General features: G+C 60.1%; 11 protein-coding genes. 5 read left to right on the top strand and 6 right to left on the bottom strand.

Annotated features, from left to right (window positions below):
* Positions 1-11 precede the first annotated feature (11 nt).
* A complete protein-coding gene (locus ACM6IK_RS15915) occupies positions 12-497 on the bottom strand; it encodes a YajQ family cyclic di-GMP-binding protein (RefSeq protein WP_007977344.1) in 486 nt (161 codons plus the stop codon).
* A 135-nt stretch (positions 498-632) separates the two neighbouring features.
* Between ACM6IK_RS15915 and ACM6IK_RS15910 the strand changes: the two genes are divergently transcribed.
* From ACM6IK_RS15910 to ACM6IK_RS15900, 3 genes are read left to right on the top strand one after another with little or no spacing between them, the layout of a single operon-like run.
* Complete coding sequence (locus ACM6IK_RS15910) at positions 633-1,550, top strand: putative 2-dehydropantoate 2-reductase (RefSeq protein WP_414875086.1); 918 nt, start codon at positions 633-635, stop codon at positions 1,548-1,550.
* Positions 1,551-1,595: 45 nt separating this feature from the next.
* A complete protein-coding gene (locus ACM6IK_RS15905; protein WP_414875085.1) occupies positions 1,596-3,632 on the top strand; it encodes a sensor histidine kinase in 2,037 nt (678 codons plus the stop codon).
* A gap of 2 nt (positions 3,633-3,634) precedes the next feature.
* Positions 3,635-4,216 carry a cob(I)yrinic acid a,c-diamide adenosyltransferase gene (locus ACM6IK_RS15900; RefSeq protein WP_414875084.1) on the top strand — a complete coding sequence of 194 codons (582 nt, stop codon included), beginning with the start codon at positions 3,635-3,637 and terminating at the stop codon, positions 4,214-4,216.
* Between the two features lie 117 nt (positions 4,217-4,333).
* On the opposite strand, the gene ACM6IK_RS15895 is transcribed toward ACM6IK_RS15900, so the two are convergent.
* From ACM6IK_RS15895 to secA, 4 genes are all read right to left on the bottom strand, one after another.
* Positions 4,334-5,278: a Nudix family hydrolase gene (locus ACM6IK_RS15895; protein ID WP_414875083.1), complete on the bottom strand. Its 945-nt coding sequence runs from the start codon at positions 5,276-5,278 to the stop codon at positions 4,334-4,336.
* Positions 5,275-5,907 (bottom strand): glutathione S-transferase family protein, encoded by a 633-nt coding sequence (locus tag ACM6IK_RS15890; protein WP_414875082.1) that lies wholly within the window; start codon positions 5,905-5,907, stop codon positions 5,275-5,277. The genes ACM6IK_RS15895 and ACM6IK_RS15890 overlap by 4 nt, the downstream gene beginning before the upstream one ends.
* Before the next feature lie 172 nt (positions 5,908-6,079).
* The gene (argJ, locus tag ACM6IK_RS15885; RefSeq protein ID WP_414875081.1) at positions 6,080-7,297 is read right to left on the bottom strand and encodes a bifunctional glutamate N-acetyltransferase/amino-acid acetyltransferase ArgJ; all 1,218 of its coding nucleotides are present in this window, start codon (positions 7,295-7,297) and stop codon (positions 6,080-6,082) included.
* 120 nt (positions 7,298-7,417) lie between these two features.
* Entirely contained in the window at positions 7,418-10,153 is a 2,736-nt protein-coding gene (gene secA, locus ACM6IK_RS15880; RefSeq protein WP_414875080.1) for a preprotein translocase subunit SecA, read from the bottom strand.
* A gap of 307 nt (positions 10,154-10,460) precedes the next feature.
* Here secA and ACM6IK_RS15875 point away from each other — a divergent pair, with 307 nt between their 5' ends.
* Positions 10,461-10,916, top strand: coding sequence for a DUF721 domain-containing protein (locus ACM6IK_RS15875; RefSeq protein WP_414875079.1), 456 nt, complete (start codon positions 10,461-10,463; stop codon positions 10,914-10,916).
* 120 nt (positions 10,917-11,036) lie between these two features.
* On the opposite strand, the gene ACM6IK_RS15870 is transcribed toward ACM6IK_RS15875, so the two are convergent.
* Entirely contained in the window at positions 11,037-12,515 is a 1,479-nt protein-coding gene (locus tag ACM6IK_RS15870) for a helicase HerA-like domain-containing protein (protein ID WP_414875078.1), read from the bottom strand.
* Between the two features lie 188 nt (positions 12,516-12,703).
* Here ACM6IK_RS15870 and ACM6IK_RS15865 point away from each other — a divergent pair, with 188 nt between their 5' ends.
* Entirely contained in the window at positions 12,704-14,593 is a 1,890-nt protein-coding gene (locus tag ACM6IK_RS15865; protein ID WP_414875077.1) for a methyl-accepting chemotaxis protein, read from the top strand.
* Positions 14,594-14,683 lie beyond the last annotated feature (90 nt).

Below are 14,683 nucleotides of genomic sequence, written 5' to 3'. Positions count from 1 at the left end.
CGCTTCCAAGGTCAGTCGCGGAAGTTGTTGAACTGCAGCGGCATACCGAATTCCTTGGCCCGCAGCACCGCAATGGCTTCTTGCAGGTCATCACGCTTCTTGCCGGTTATACGAACCTGCTCGCCCTGAATGGCCGCCTGGACCTTGAGCTTGGCATCTTTGACGTGAGCGACGATTTTCTTCGCCAGCTCCTTGTCGATGCCTTCCTTGAGGACGGCTTCCTGCTTCATCAGCTTGCCTGACGCGAACGCGTCCTTGACTTCAAGGCACTGAACGTCGATTTTGCGCTTGACCAGAGCCAGCTTGAGGATCTCAATCATCGCTTCGAGCTGGAAATCCGCTTCCGCGGTCAGGTTGACGGTCAGGTCTTTTTCCTTGAACTCGAAGCTGCCTTTGCCTTTCAGGTCATAACGACGATCGAGTTCCTTGACGGCGTTCTCGACCGCGTTGGTGACTTCGTGTTTGTCCAGTTCGGATACCACGTCGAACGACGGCATGTAATCTCTCCAAATTTAAAGGCGCACTGACGGAGCACGCCTGGCTTGCGGTTAAAATCCGCGCTGATTATAACGGGTCTTTCCCATCATTCACTGTGAGCTGCCGATGCACGCCTTAAACAGAGCAAAAAGCTGATGTCTACCACCTGGCATGTTCTGGGTGCCGGCAGCCTCGGCACTTTATGGGCGACACGTCTGGCACGCGCTGGAGCGCCGGTCAGGTTGGTCCTGCGGGACACCGCGAGGCTGCAGGCCTATGAGGCGGCCGGTGGATTGACACTGGTGGAACACGGCGAGGCGCAACGCTATGCCGTGCCCGCCGAGACAGCCGACAGCACCCAACCGATCAACCGTCTGCTGGTGGCGTGCAAGGCCTACGATACCGAAAGCGCGGTGGCCCGACTGGCGCCACGCCTGGCCCCAGGTGCCGAACTGATCCTGCTGCAAAATGGCCTGGGCAGTCAGGACGCGGTGGCGGCACAGGTGCCTCAGGCACGCTGCATCTATGCGTCGAGCACCGAAGGCGCCTACCGCGCGGGTGATTGGCGCGTGGTGTTTGCCGGGCATGGCTTCACCTGGCTGGGGGATGCGAGCCATCCGATAGCGCCGATCTGGCTCGATGACCTGAGCACTGCCGGTATCCCCCACGAGTGGAGCACCGAAATCCTGACCAGGTTGTGGCGCAAACTCGCCCTTAACTGTGCGATCAATCCGCTGACGGTACTGCACGATTGCCGCAACGGCGGTTTGCAGCAACATCACTGCGAAGTCGCTACTCTGTGCGGCGAACTGGTGGAGTTGCTTGAGCGTTGTGGTCAGCCGGCAGCGGCCGAAAACCTGCAGCTGGAAGTCGAACGGGTGATTCACGCCACCGCAGCCAACTACTCCTCGATGCATCAGGACGTCACAAGCCGGCGCCGCACAGAAATCAGCTACCTGCTGGGTTACGCCTGCAAAGTGGCCGGGCGTCATCAATTGAACCTGCCTCATCTCAATCAGCTTGAGTCAAGGTTGGTCGCCCGCCTGCAAAGCCTTGGATTGCCCAGCGACTGAGCAGCGGCTACGCTGGCCACTTGTTCCTTTTCAGCGATGAACCCGATGCCATTGCGCCAGCGTCTTGAAAACCTGCCTGTCGGCCAGAAACTGCTGGCCGCCCTGCTAGTGCTGTTGACCACCGTCCTGCTGGTCGCCAACCTGACCTTTATCAGCGCCGCGTACTACATCTCCCAGGAAAGCATGGCGCCCCAGGCCCTGCAGACCATCGGCCGACTGGTATCCAACCCGAGCCTGACCTCCGAAGCCCTCGATTCGCCGCAAAGCGCCGAACGCCTGCTAAACGAACTCAATAGCTATTCGCCGTTGCGCGCGGCAGTCCTGTATGACGGAAAAGGCGAGCAATTGGCGCAATTGCAGCATGGCGACAAACTGGAGTTGCCGAAACGGTTCCGGCATATCGAAGACTGGCAGGTTACCGAGTTTCGCAGCAACCAGGTCATTACCCTGCCCCGCCCCGGAGCGGCACCGGGGCATTTGCTATTGGTCGCCAGCAGTGAATTGCCAGTGGCGTTCTATACCGGGACCCTGACGGCCAGTCTGGGGATTCTGATTTTCAGTGTGCTGCTCTGGCTGGTCATCGCCCGTCAAATCAAGCGCCTGATTACCCGGCCGATCCACCAGCTCGAAGAGCTGTCCCGGCAGGTAACCCGTGAAGAAAATTACGCACTGCGAGCTTCACGAGGAAACCACGATGAAATCGGCAGCCTCGCGGAAGCGTTCAACACCATGCTTTCGCGAATCGAGGCCCGGGAGCAGCAACTCAAGCGGGCCCGGGACGACTCCCAGGCAGCCTACGACCAGGCCCAGGGTCTGGCGGAAGAAACCCGGCACACCAACCGCAAACTGGAGCTTGAAGTCCAGGTGCGCAGCAAGATCGAGAAAAAGCTCACCGGCTTCCAGAACTACCTCAACAGCATCATCGACTCCATGCCATCGGCGCTGATCGCCCTCGACGAACAGCTCTACGTGACGCAGTGGAACCAGGAAGCCAGCGCACTTTCCGGCACACGCCTGGACGAAGCCCTGAACCAGCCCATCTTCCTCGCCTTCGAACCGCTCAAGCCGTTCTTGCCACAACTCAAGCAAACGGTCGAGCAGCATACGGTGGCCAAGATCGAACGTGTCACCTGGCTCAAGGATGACGAGCCCCGCCACTATGCCCTGACCTTTTATCCATTGATGGGCGGCGCCGGGCGTGGCGTGGTGATCCGGATCGACGACATCACCCAGCGCCTGTCCCTGGAAGAGATGATGGTGCAGTCGGAGAAGATGCTTTCTGTGGGTGGTCTTGCCGCCGGCATGGCCCACGAAATCAACAACCCGCTGGGGGCAATCCTGCACAACGTGCAAAACATTCGCCGACGCCTGTCCCCCGATTTGCCGAAGAACCTTGAAGTGGCCGAACAGGCCGGCATCGAACTGACGGCGGTCAATCAGTATCTGCAACTGCGCGAAGTGCCGAAGTTGCTCGACGGCATCCAGCAGGCCGGTGCCCGGGCCGCCAAAATCGTCACCCACATGCTCAGCTTCAGCCGTCGCAGCACCCGCCAGATGGCTCCGTGCGATCTGCCCGCACTGATCGACCAGGCGGTGGAGATCGCCAGTAACGACTTCGACCTGGCGATCGGCTTCGATTTCAAGGGCCAGGCCATCATTCGCCAGTTCGATCCGGCGCTGGGCCCGGTCCCCGGCACCGCCAACGAGCTGGAGCAAGTACTGCTCAACCTGTTGAAAAACGCCGCGCAAGCCATTCACCAGCGTGAAGACAGCAGCGAGCCGGGACGGATCATTCTGCGCACCAGACTGAATCCGCCGTGGGCGGAAATTCAGGTCGAGGACAATGGCATCGGCATGAGCGAAAACGTGCGCAAACGGACCTTCGAACCGTTCTTCACCACCAAGGAGATCGGCCAGGGCACCGGACTTGGGCTGTCGGTGTCGTACTTCATCATCACCAACAACCACAAGGGGCAGATGGAAGTGCAATCGACCCCGGGCCAAGGCACGTGCTTCACCTTGCGCCTGCCCCTGGCGAGCACGCCACCTGTCGCGCAACAACTCAATTTGCTATCGAGGTAACCATGGGCTTTCGTTTGTCGAAGATTTACACCCGCACCGGCGACAAAGGCGAGACCGGACTGGGCGATGGCCGTCGCGTACCCAAGGATCACCCGCGGATCGAGGCCATTGGCGAAGTCGATACGCTGAACAGCCAGGTGGGCGTGTTGCTGGCCGGATTGGCTGCACAAACGCACGCCATTGCAGGCTTTCAGGAAGTGATCGATGTTTTGGCGCCTTGCCAGCACCGATTGTTCGACCTCGGTGGCGAACTGGCGATGCCGGTGTATCAGGCGTTGAATGCCGCGGAAATCGAACGCCTGGAAGCCGCGATCGATGCGTGGAATGAAGAGTTGGGACCGCTGGAAAATTTCATCTTGCCCGGCGGTTCGGCACTGATTGCCCAGGCCCATGTCTGCCGCAGCCTGGCGCGCGGCGCAGAGCGGCGGTGTCAGCAACTCAATGCGATTGAGCCGCTGGCCGGGGTCGGCCTGGCGTATATCAATCGGTTGTCGGATCTGTTGTTTGTGATGGCGCGGCTGATTGCCAAGCGACAGGGAGTGGCCGAAATTCTATGGCAGCCGGCGGTGAAACCTGAGGTTTAGTCGGCGGCTGTCAGGCCCTCATCGCGAGCAAGCTCGCTCCCACAGTGGATTTGTGGTGATCACAAAACCAGTGGGAGCGGGCTTGCCCGCGAAGGGGCCGGTAGGCTCGCTAGAGAATCAACTCTCAGGCCAAAACGCCCGAATCCCCGCCACACCCTGTGCCCCCGCAGCCCAGGCTTTCTCGACCTCAGCCGGACCAACTCCCCCGAGCAGGAACACCGGCTTGCTGAACCCGTCGATCAGGCTCGACGCCTGCTCCCAGCCCAACGGCTCGGCGCCAGGATGAGTCAGGGTCGGTTGAACCGGCGACAGGGTCACAAAGTCCACCCCCATCTGTTCGGCCAGCGCCAGCTCTTCAGCGTTATGGCACGAGGCCGCCAGCCAGCGCGACGCCGGTAGCGGTCGGCCAGCCGCTGCATATTTGCTCAGCTGCGCCGAGGTAATGTGCCAACCCGCGGACGGGAAGTCGCCCAGCCATTCGAACGGCCCCTTGATCATCAATTGCGCCTTGCCGGCACACAGCCCTGCCGCATCCACGGCCAGGTCGCGGTATTTCGGGTCGTAACCGTTCGGTGCACGCAACTGGATCAGCTTGATGCCGCCGGCAATGGCCTTCTGAATACCACGCAGCAATGCGGGGGTTTCCAGATCTTGCGGCGTGATCAGGTACTGAGCGGGTAATTTCGCGGCCGCGACGATCGGCTGATTGGCCGCCGGGAACTCGTAATTCGACAAATCACGAGGTTTAACCCAGGCCAGCGGTTGGCCTTCGGCACCGTGGGGCTCGCCGGTAAACGCCGACACTTCCCAGACATCCAGCAACACCTGTTTGTCCGGGTAATCGTGCCGAATCTTGATCAGCGGGCGCGCCGCGCCGACCACGATGCCCAGCTCTTCATGGAGTTCGCGGGCCAGTGCGTTTTCGACCGACTCGTCGGCCTCGACCTTGCCGCCAGGAAACTCCCACAGGCCACCCTGGTGCTGTGAGTCGGCACGACGGGCGATCAGGATTTGGCCACTGCCATCGCGGATGACGGCGGCGGCGACATGGACTCGTTTCACTTTTGCAGCTCCTCCAGTCCGGCCTTCTGCCAGGCCTTGAACGCCGGCCATTGATAGAGGGTTTCGACATAGGCTTCGTCAGCCGCGGACAGTTTCACCCGATAGGTGCGCAGGCGCACCGCGATGGGAGCAAAGAACGCGTCGGCCAACGTGATGCGGCCAAACAGGTACGGACCGCTCTCGGTCGCAGCGACGCGACACTCGGCCCACAACGCCGACATGCGCTCGATATCCGCCTGGACATCGGCCGGGACCGGCGACAGTACTGCGTCATGGCTCAGATCAAACGGCATATTGCCGCGCATGGCGAAGAACCCGCTGTGCATCTGCGCACACGCCGAGCGCGCCTGGGCGCGGGCGGCAATGTCTTTCGGCCAAAGACCGGCTGCCGGGAACTGTTCTGCCAGGTATTCGGCAATCGCCAGCGAGTCGGCGATGGTTCCGTGTTCGGTTTTCAGCAGCGGCACCTTGCCAGTCGGCGAATGCTTGAGCAGTCGCTCGCGGGTGTCCGGCTGGTTCAGCTTGATCAGTTCTTCGGTGTAGGTAGCGCCGGTCAGGTCGAGGGCCAAGGCGCCTCGCAGGGACCAGGAAGAAAGCAGTTTGTCGCCGATGATCAGGTGCAGGCTCATAGTCGGGACCTTTTGATGGGGGAACAGGCCAGTCTAGCTAGCGACTGACAGACCGTCATCGCGAGCAAGCTCGCTCCCACAGTGGTGAAGGTGAAACACAAAGGGTGTGAGCACCAAAATCCCTGTGGGAGCGAGCTTGCTCGCGATAGCAGCGACTCGATCTAGCGATAGATCAAGTGCGGTACTCAGCGTTGATCTTCACGTACTCGTGGGACAGGTCGGTGGTCCAGATGGTTTCGCTGCAATCGCCACGACCCAACTCGATGCGGATGGTGATTTCTTCCTGCTGCATCACCGCCGCGCCCTGGGCTTCGGTGTAGGTCGCCGCGCGCGCGCCACGGCTGGCAATGCACACTTCACCAAGGAATACGTCGATCTTGCTCACATCCAGGTTCGGAACGCCGGCACGGCCGACAGCAGCCAGGATACGGCCCCAGTTCGGGTCGGACGCAAACAATGCAGTCTTGATCAGCGGCGAGTGGGCCACGGTGTAGCCAACGTCCAGGCACTCCTGGTGATTGCCGCCGCCATTGACTTCAACGGTCACGAACTTGGTCGCGCCTTCACCATCGCGAACGATGGCCTGGGCCACATCCATGCACACTTCGAACACCGCCTGCTTCAACTTGGCGAACAACTCGCCTTCGGCGCGGGTGATTTCCGGCAGCGCGGCCTGACCGGTGGCGATCAGCATGCAGCAGTCGTTGGTCGACGTATCGCCATCGATGGTGATGCGGTTGAACGACTTGTTGGCGCCATCGAGCATCAGGTTTTGCAACACATCGCGGGAAACCTTGGCGTCTGTGGCGATGTAGCCGAGCATGGTCGCCATGTTCGGGCGAATCATGCCGGCGCCTTTGCTGATGCCGGTAACGGTGATGGTCACACCGTTGTGCTGGAACTGACGGCTGGCACCTTTGGGCAGGGTGTCAGTGGTCATGATGCCGGTGGCGGCAGCTTCCCAGTTATGGATCGACAGATCGTCGAGGGCCGCTTGCAACGCGCCTTCGATTTTCTCGACCGGCAGTGGCTCGCCGATCACACCGGTGGAGTACGGCAGCACCTGGCTGGCATCGACACCGGTCAGTTCCGCCAACTTGGCGCAAGTGCGCTCGGCGGCCGCCAGGCCAGGTTCGCCGGTGCCGGCGTTGGCATTGCCGGTATTGGTCAGCAGGTAGCGCACAGGGCCTTGTACGCGTTGCCTGGCCAGGATCACCGGTGCGGCGCAAAAGGCGTTCAAGGTGAACACGCCGGCAACCGTGGAGCCTTCAACACAGCGCATGACCACAACATCCTTGCGCCCCGGGCGCTTGATGCCGGCCGAGGCGATACCGAGTTCAAAACCGGCAACCGGGTGCAACGTTGGCAAAGGACCAAGACCAACAGCCATGAATGCGCTCCTTTATAAATGATGTCAGCACCGTTTCAGCAGAACGGTGGTTCGAATGGTAAAACGCCGCGACGGCAAAAGCCGGTCGCGGCGCGGGTATTTCAGCGAATGAAACGGGTTTTACTGAATCTGCCCGTGGCAATGCTTGAACTTCTTGCCCGAACCGCAGTAGCACAGTTCATTGCGACCCAGCTTCTGCTCGCTGCGAACCGGTGCAGCAGCGAGAGCGACATCGACTTCTTCGCCCAACACTTCCGGTTGCTCAAGGCCAGGAGCTTCTTCATGCAGGAACTGCATGCGAGCGGCCAATGCCTCGGCTTCCTGGCGCAGGCGCTGCTCCTCTTCGATAGGGTCTTCGCGGCGAACCTGAACGTGGGACAGCACACGGATCGAATCGCGCTTGATCGAATCCAGCAATTCAGAGAACAGGGTGAACGACTCGCGCTTGTATTCCTGCTTCGGGTTCTTCTGGGCGTAACCACGCAAGTGGATACCGTGACGCAGGTGGTCCATGGTCGACAGGTGGTCTTTCCACAGGTCGTCCAGAACGCGCAGAACGATTTGTTTCTCGAAGGAGCGCAACGCTTCGGCGCCCGCCTGGTCTTCTTTCTCGTTGTACGCAGCGATCAGTTCCTGCATCAGTTTCTCGCGCAGGGTTTCTTCGTACAGGTGATCGTCTTCGTCGAGCCATTGCTGGATCGGCAGCGTCACACCGAAATCGCTCTGCAGCGCCGCTTCCAGGCCCGCCACGTCCCACTGCTCAGGCAGCGATTGTGGAGGAATGTGTGCGCTGACGGTGGCGTCGAGCACGTCCTGACGGAAGTCAGCGATGGTCTCACCGATGTTGTCGGCAGCCAGCAACGTGTTACGCATGTGATAGATCACTTTACGCTGTTCGTTGTTGACGTCGTCGAACTCGAGCAGTTGTTTACGAATGTCGAAGTTACGGCCTTCAACCTTGCGCTGAGCCTTTTCGATGGCGTTGGTCACCATGCGGTGCTCGATCGCTTCGCCAGGCTGCATGCCCAGGGCCTTCATGAAGTTCTTCACCCGGTCAGAGGCGAAGATGCGCATCAGGCTGTCTTCCAGCGACAGGTAGAAACGACTGGAACCGGCGTCGCCCTGACGACCGGCACGACCACGCAGCTGGTTGTCGATACGGCGCGATTCGTGACGCTCGGACGCAATCACCTGCAAACCGCCCGATTCGAGCACTTGCTGGTGACGCTTCTGCCAGTCGGCCTTGATCTGGGCAATCTGCTCAGGGGTCGGGTTTTCCAGGGAAGCCACTTCCACTTCCCAGTTACCGCCCAAGAGGATGTCGGTACCACGACCGGCCATGTTGGTGGCGATGGTCAGTGCGCCCGGGCGACCGGCCTGGGCAATGATCTCGGCTTCCTTTTCGTGGAACTTGGCGTTCAGAACCTTGTGTTCGATGCCTTCCTTCACCAGCAGGCTGGACATGTGCTCGGAGGTTTCGATGGTGGCTGTACCGACCAGAACCGGACGGCCGGCGGCCATGCTTTCCTTGATATCGGCCACGATTGCCGCGTATTTCTCGTCGGCGGTCAGGAACACCAGGTCGTTGTAGTCTTTACGGGCCAGCGGCTTGTTCGGTGGAATCACCATGACCTGCAGGCCATAGATCTGGTGGAACTCGAACGCTTCGGTGTCGGCCGTACCGGTCATGCCGGACAGTTTGTTGTACAGACGGAAGTAGTTCTGGAAGGTGGTCGACGCCAGGGTCTGGCTTTCGGCCTGGATGTTCAGGTTTTCCTTGGCTTCGATGGCCTGGTGCAGGCCTTCGGACAAGCGGCGACCCGGCATGGTACGGCCGGTGTGCTCGTCGACCAGTACGACCTGACCGTCCTGCACGATGTATTCGACGTTGCGATGGAACAGCTTGTGCGCGCGCAGGCCGGCGTAAACGTGAGTCAGCAGGCTCAGGTTATGCGCCGAGTACAGGCTCTCGCCTTCAGCCAGCAGGCCGATGCGGGTCAGCGTTTCTTCGACGAACTGGTGACCGGCTTCGTTGAGTTCGACCTGGCGGGTCTTCTCGTCAACGGTGTAGTGGCCGGCCTTGGTGACTTCGCCTTCCACTTCTTCGATGTGCAACTCAAGCGTCGGGATCAGCTTGTTGACCTCGATGTACAGCTTGGAGCTGTCCTCGGCCTGACCGGAGATGATCAGCGGCGTACGGGCTTCGTCGATGAGGATGGAGTCGACTTCGTCGATCACGGCGAAATTGAGTTCGCGCTGGAATTTTTCTTCCATGCTGAACGCCATGTTGTCGCGCAGGTAATCGAAACCGAATTCGTTGTTGGTGCCGTAGGTGATGTCGGCGGCGTAGGCAGCACGCTTCTCCTCCGGCGGCTGGAACGGCGTGACCACGCCGACCGTCAGGCCGAGGAATTCATACAGCGGACGCATCCAGTTGGCGTCACGGCGGGCCAGGTAGTCGTTCACCGTCACAACGTGCACGCCGTTGCCGGACAGCGCGTTGAGGTAAACGCCCAGTGTTGCCACCAGGGTCTTGCCTTCACCGGTACGCATTTCCGCGATCATGCCTTCATGCAAGGTCATGCCGCCGATCAGCTGGACATCGAAGTGACGCATGCCCATGACACGCTTGCCGGCTTCGCGGGCGACCGCAAAGGCTTCTGGCAGCAGTTTGTCGAGGGTTTCCCCTTTCGCGAGGCGGGCCTTGAACTCGCTGGTCTTGGCACGCAATTGATCGTCCGAAAGGGCCACCATTTGCTCTTCGAAGGCATTGACGAGTTGCACCGTCTTGAGCATGCGTTTGACTTCACGCTCGTTCTTGCTTCCAAAAAGTTTCTTTAACAAAGGCGCAAACATATCGGCAGGATCTTCCACACTAAAGGGATGGAGGGCGGCCCCGTGAGTCGCCCGTGCAGCCCTCATGGCCGCATGCGAACGAGCATTCTACCCGGAAACGATGGAGAGGAAAGTGGCGATATTCCACGATGCTGGCACAGCGCTTTGACGGGGCTCACTTAAAATAAGGGCGTTTTGCTCAACTTCAAGCCGTTCAAGGCAGAAGTTAGTTGTTGATTTAATGGGCAAAGCACCCACAAAAGCAATGGGCGGGTGCATCCGGTGCTTTCTGCTACCATGGCGCCTCTGTTACTTCAGGTGTCTGATCATGGCATTTCGCCCACTTACGGCCAAAGTACCTGCCGTTCTACTACGCGAAGCCAAGCCGCTGAAAGCCATTCTCGGCCACGCTCAACGCCTGGGTCATCTGCAGCGTTTACTCGAAAGCCAATTGCAACCCGCCGCTCGCGAACATTGCCACGTGGCCTCGTGGCGCGAAGGCAGTTTGTTGCTGATTGTCACCGACGGTCATTGGGCAACCCGCCTGCGCTACCAGCAGAAGCGCCTGCAACGACAACTGCAACTGTTCGACGAGTTTGCCAATCTGACCCGGATCCTGTTCAAAGTTCAACCGCCGACCGTTCAGCAAGGTGCGGCCGGGCACACCATGGATTTGTCCAACGACGCGGCAGCGACCATTCAGGCCACCGCAGATGGCATCAGCGATCCGAATCTGCGGGCCGCGCTGGAGCGACTGGCGGCGCACGCCAAAACCAGGGCCTGATACAAATCCAATGTGGGAGCGAGCTTGCTCGCGATTGCCATGCAACATTCAATGCATAAGTTGACTGATACGCCGCCATCGCGAGCAAGCTCGCTCCCACAGTCAGATTGTGTCCGCTCGCTACCGGCGTTTTTTGCTACCCAGCAACGAGCCCATCAACCCGCGTACCAACTGTCGGCCAATCTGGTTCGCCGCCTGTCGCATCGCTGATTTCAAGGCCTGACCCGCCGCGGTTCCAAGAAACTCTCCCGCCTGTTCGGTGAAACTCGGTTCCTGTTTGCCCTGCTCCGCTTCAGCTTCGGGCGCCAGGCCTTTGCGCCCCATCAGCACCTCATAGGCTGATTCGCGATCGATCGGTTGGTCATAACGCCCTTTGAACGGTGAGCCTGCGATCAATATCGTGCGCTCGGTTTCGGTCAAAGGCCCGATCCGCGATTGCGGTGGTGCCACCAGTACCCGCCGGACCATTTCCGGTGTGCCTTTTTCCTGCAAGGTGCCGACCAGCGCCTCGCCGATCCCGAGCTCGGTCAACACCGACAACGCATCGAACGCCGGATTCGGCCGGAAACCTTCGGCCACTGCGCGCAGGGACTTCTGCTCCTTGGCCGTAAACGCACGCAGACCGTGCTGGATGCGCAAACCCAACTGCGCCAGCACGTCATCCGGCAGGTCACCCGGCGACTGGGTGACGAAATACACGCCCACGCCTTTCGAACGAATCAGCCGCACCACCTGCTCCAGACGATCGCGCAACGCCTGGGGCGTACCGCTGAACAACAAGTGGGCCTCGTCGAAGAACAGCGCCAGCAACGGTTTGTCGGCATCGCCACGCTCCGGCAACTGCTCGAACAGTTCGGCCAGCAGCCACAGCAGGAACGTCGCGTAGACCTTTGGCGCTTCATGCACCAGACGGCTGGCATCCAGCAAATGAATGCGCCCACGACCGTCCGCAGTGGGCTGGAGGATGTCTTCGAGTTGCAGCGCCGGCTCGCCGAACAGGGCTTCGGCGCCCTGTTGCTCCAGGGTCGCCAGACGCCGCAGCAATGCCTGGCTGGAGCCGGTGGTCATCAATGCCGCATCGTCGCCCAGCAACCGGGGGTTATCCCGCAGGTGATTGAGCAACGCCTTCAGGTCCTTGAGATCGAGCAACAACAGGCCTTCGCGATCCGCCACCTTGAACGCGGCGTACAGCGCCGACTGCTGACTGTCGGTCAGTTCCAGCAGGCTGCCCAGCAACAGCGGCCCCATTTCACTCAAGGTTGTGCGCAAAGGATGACCGGACTGGCCGTGTACGTCCCACAACGTCACCGGATAAGCCTGAGGCTTGTGGTTGAGCCAGGGCATCCCGGCAATCCGCTCGGCGATCTTGCCCTGGGGGTTGCCAGCGGCACCCAGGCCACACAGGTCACCCTTGATGTCGGCGGCGAACACCGCCACGCCAGCATCGCTGAAGGCTTCGGCCAATCGTTGCAAAGTGACGGTCTTGCCGGTGCCGGTCGCGCCTGCGATCAAACCGTGGCGGTTCGCCAGACGCATAGCCTGGGCAATCGGCTGCCCGTTGAGATCGGCGCCGATAACGAGTTGCAGAGAGTCAGGCATTTGGTCACCCATGATTAATCTTTGGTCCTACACGGCCGATAGAGATAACGACAAAGCAGTCAGACACGATCTGGTCGGAAATTTCCCTAAGGAGAGTCGGAAAATTCACTTGCTTTCAACCTTGCCCGTCGTGCGCCCCTTTATAAAAGCACGCACTGGACATTAAGACCTTAGCGGAACCCCAAGCCATGAACAAAAATCTGCGTTTCAGCCATAAAATCCTGCTTGCCGCCGCCCTTATTGTTATTGCCGCCTTCGCCTCATTCACGCTGTACAACGACTATTTGCAGCGCAACGCCATCCGCGAAGACCTTGATAGCTATCTGCAGGAAATGGGCGCAGTGACTGCCAACAATATCCAGACCTGGTTGAACGGGCGCAGCCTGCTGATTGAAAACCTGTCACAAACTGTCGCGCTCAATCCCGATGCCGACAACGTTTCCAGGCTGCTTGTACAAAAAGCCGTGACCTCGACCTTCATGGGCGCCTACCTCGGCAACAAGGATGGCTCTTTCATCATTCGCCCGGACAGCAAGATGCCCGATGGCTATGACCCACGTGCACGCCCTTGGTACAAGAGCGCGCAAGCCAGCAGCGGTTCGGCATTGACCGAGCCTTATATTGATCTGGCCTCCGGACAACTGGTGATTTCCATTGTCGACAGCGTTATCAAGGACGGCCAGAACATCGGCGTGGTCGGTGGCGACCTGAGCTTGCAGGTGATCGCCGACAGCCTTGGCACGCTGGACTTCGACGGCATGGGTTATGCCTTCCTGGTCAGTTCCGACGGCAAGATCCTGGTACATCCCGACAAAGCGCTGGCGATGAAGACGCTCAAGGATGTCTACCCGCAAGACACGCCGGCCATCAGCAGCGCAATGAGCGAAATCCAGGTCGACGGCAAAACCCGCATCGTGACCTTCACCCCGATCAAAGGCTTGTCGTCGGTCAATTGGTACATCGGTCTGTCGGTCGACAAGGAAAAGGCCTTCTCGATGCTCAGCGAGTTCCGCACCTCGGCGGTCGTTGCGACCGTCATTGCCGTGGCCATCATCATCGCCCTGCTGGGCATGCTGATTCGCATCCTGATCCAGCCATTGCACGTCATGACCCGCGCCATGGCTGATATCGCCGACGGCGAAGGCGACCTGACCAAACGCCTGACCATCCAGAACAATGACGAATTCGGCACCCTCGGCACTGCGTTCAACCGCTTCGTCGAGCGCATTCACGGTTCGATCCGCGAAGTGTCCTCGGCCACCGGGCAAGTCAACGAAGTGGCGTTGCGCGTGGTCGCGGCTTCCAACTCGTCGATGTTCAACTCCGACCAGCAAGCCTCGCGCACCAGCAGCGTCGCAGCCGCCATCAACCAGCTCGGCGCCGCAGCCCAGGAAATTGCCCGCAACGCCGCTCAGGCGTCGAGCCAGGCCAGTGATGCCCGCAGCCTCGCCGAGGAAGGTCAACACGTGGTGGACCGCAGCATCGTGGCGATGAATCAACTGTCGAGCATGCTCAGCGCATCGAGTTCCAACATCGAGTCGCTGAACAGCAAAACGGTGAACATCGGGCAGATTCTCGAAGTGATCACCAGCATTTCCCAGCAAACCAACTTGCTGGCGCTCAACGCCGCGATTGAAGCCGCCCGTGCCGGTGAAGCCGGTCGTGGTTTTGCTGTGGTGGCGGACGAAGTGCGCAACCTGGCGCATCGCACGCAGGAATCGGCACAGCAGGTGCAAACCATGATCGAGGAGCTGCAGGTCGGCGCCCGGGAATCGGTCAGCACCATGAGCGACAGTCAACGCCACAGCCAGGACAGCGTGGAAATCGCCAACCTCGCGGGCGAACGCCTGAACAGCGTGACGCTGCGTATTGGTGAAATCGACGGCATGAACCAGTCGGTGGCCACCGCGACCGAAGAACAGACCGCCGTGGTGGAGTCGATCAACGTTGACATCACCGAGATCAACACGCTGAATCAGGAAGGCGTGGAAAACCTGCAATCTACATTGCGCGCGTGCTCGGACCTTGAGCAGCAGGCAGCGCGGTTGAAGCAGCTGGTAGGCAGTTTCCGTATCTAGCGCCTGGACTGGCGCCATCGCGAGCAAGCTCGCTCCCACAGTAGATCTCCAGTGCGACAAAGATCCCTGTGGGAGCGAGCTTGCTCGCGA

Origin of the sequence: Pseudomonas sp. IT-196MI5, from assembly GCF_949767415.1 — a bacterium.
Lineage (GTDB): Bacteria > Pseudomonadota > Gammaproteobacteria > Pseudomonadales > Pseudomonadaceae > Aquipseudomonas.
Note: the sequence above shows the minus strand (reverse complement) of the source record. Positions and strands in the feature narration are given on the sequence as shown.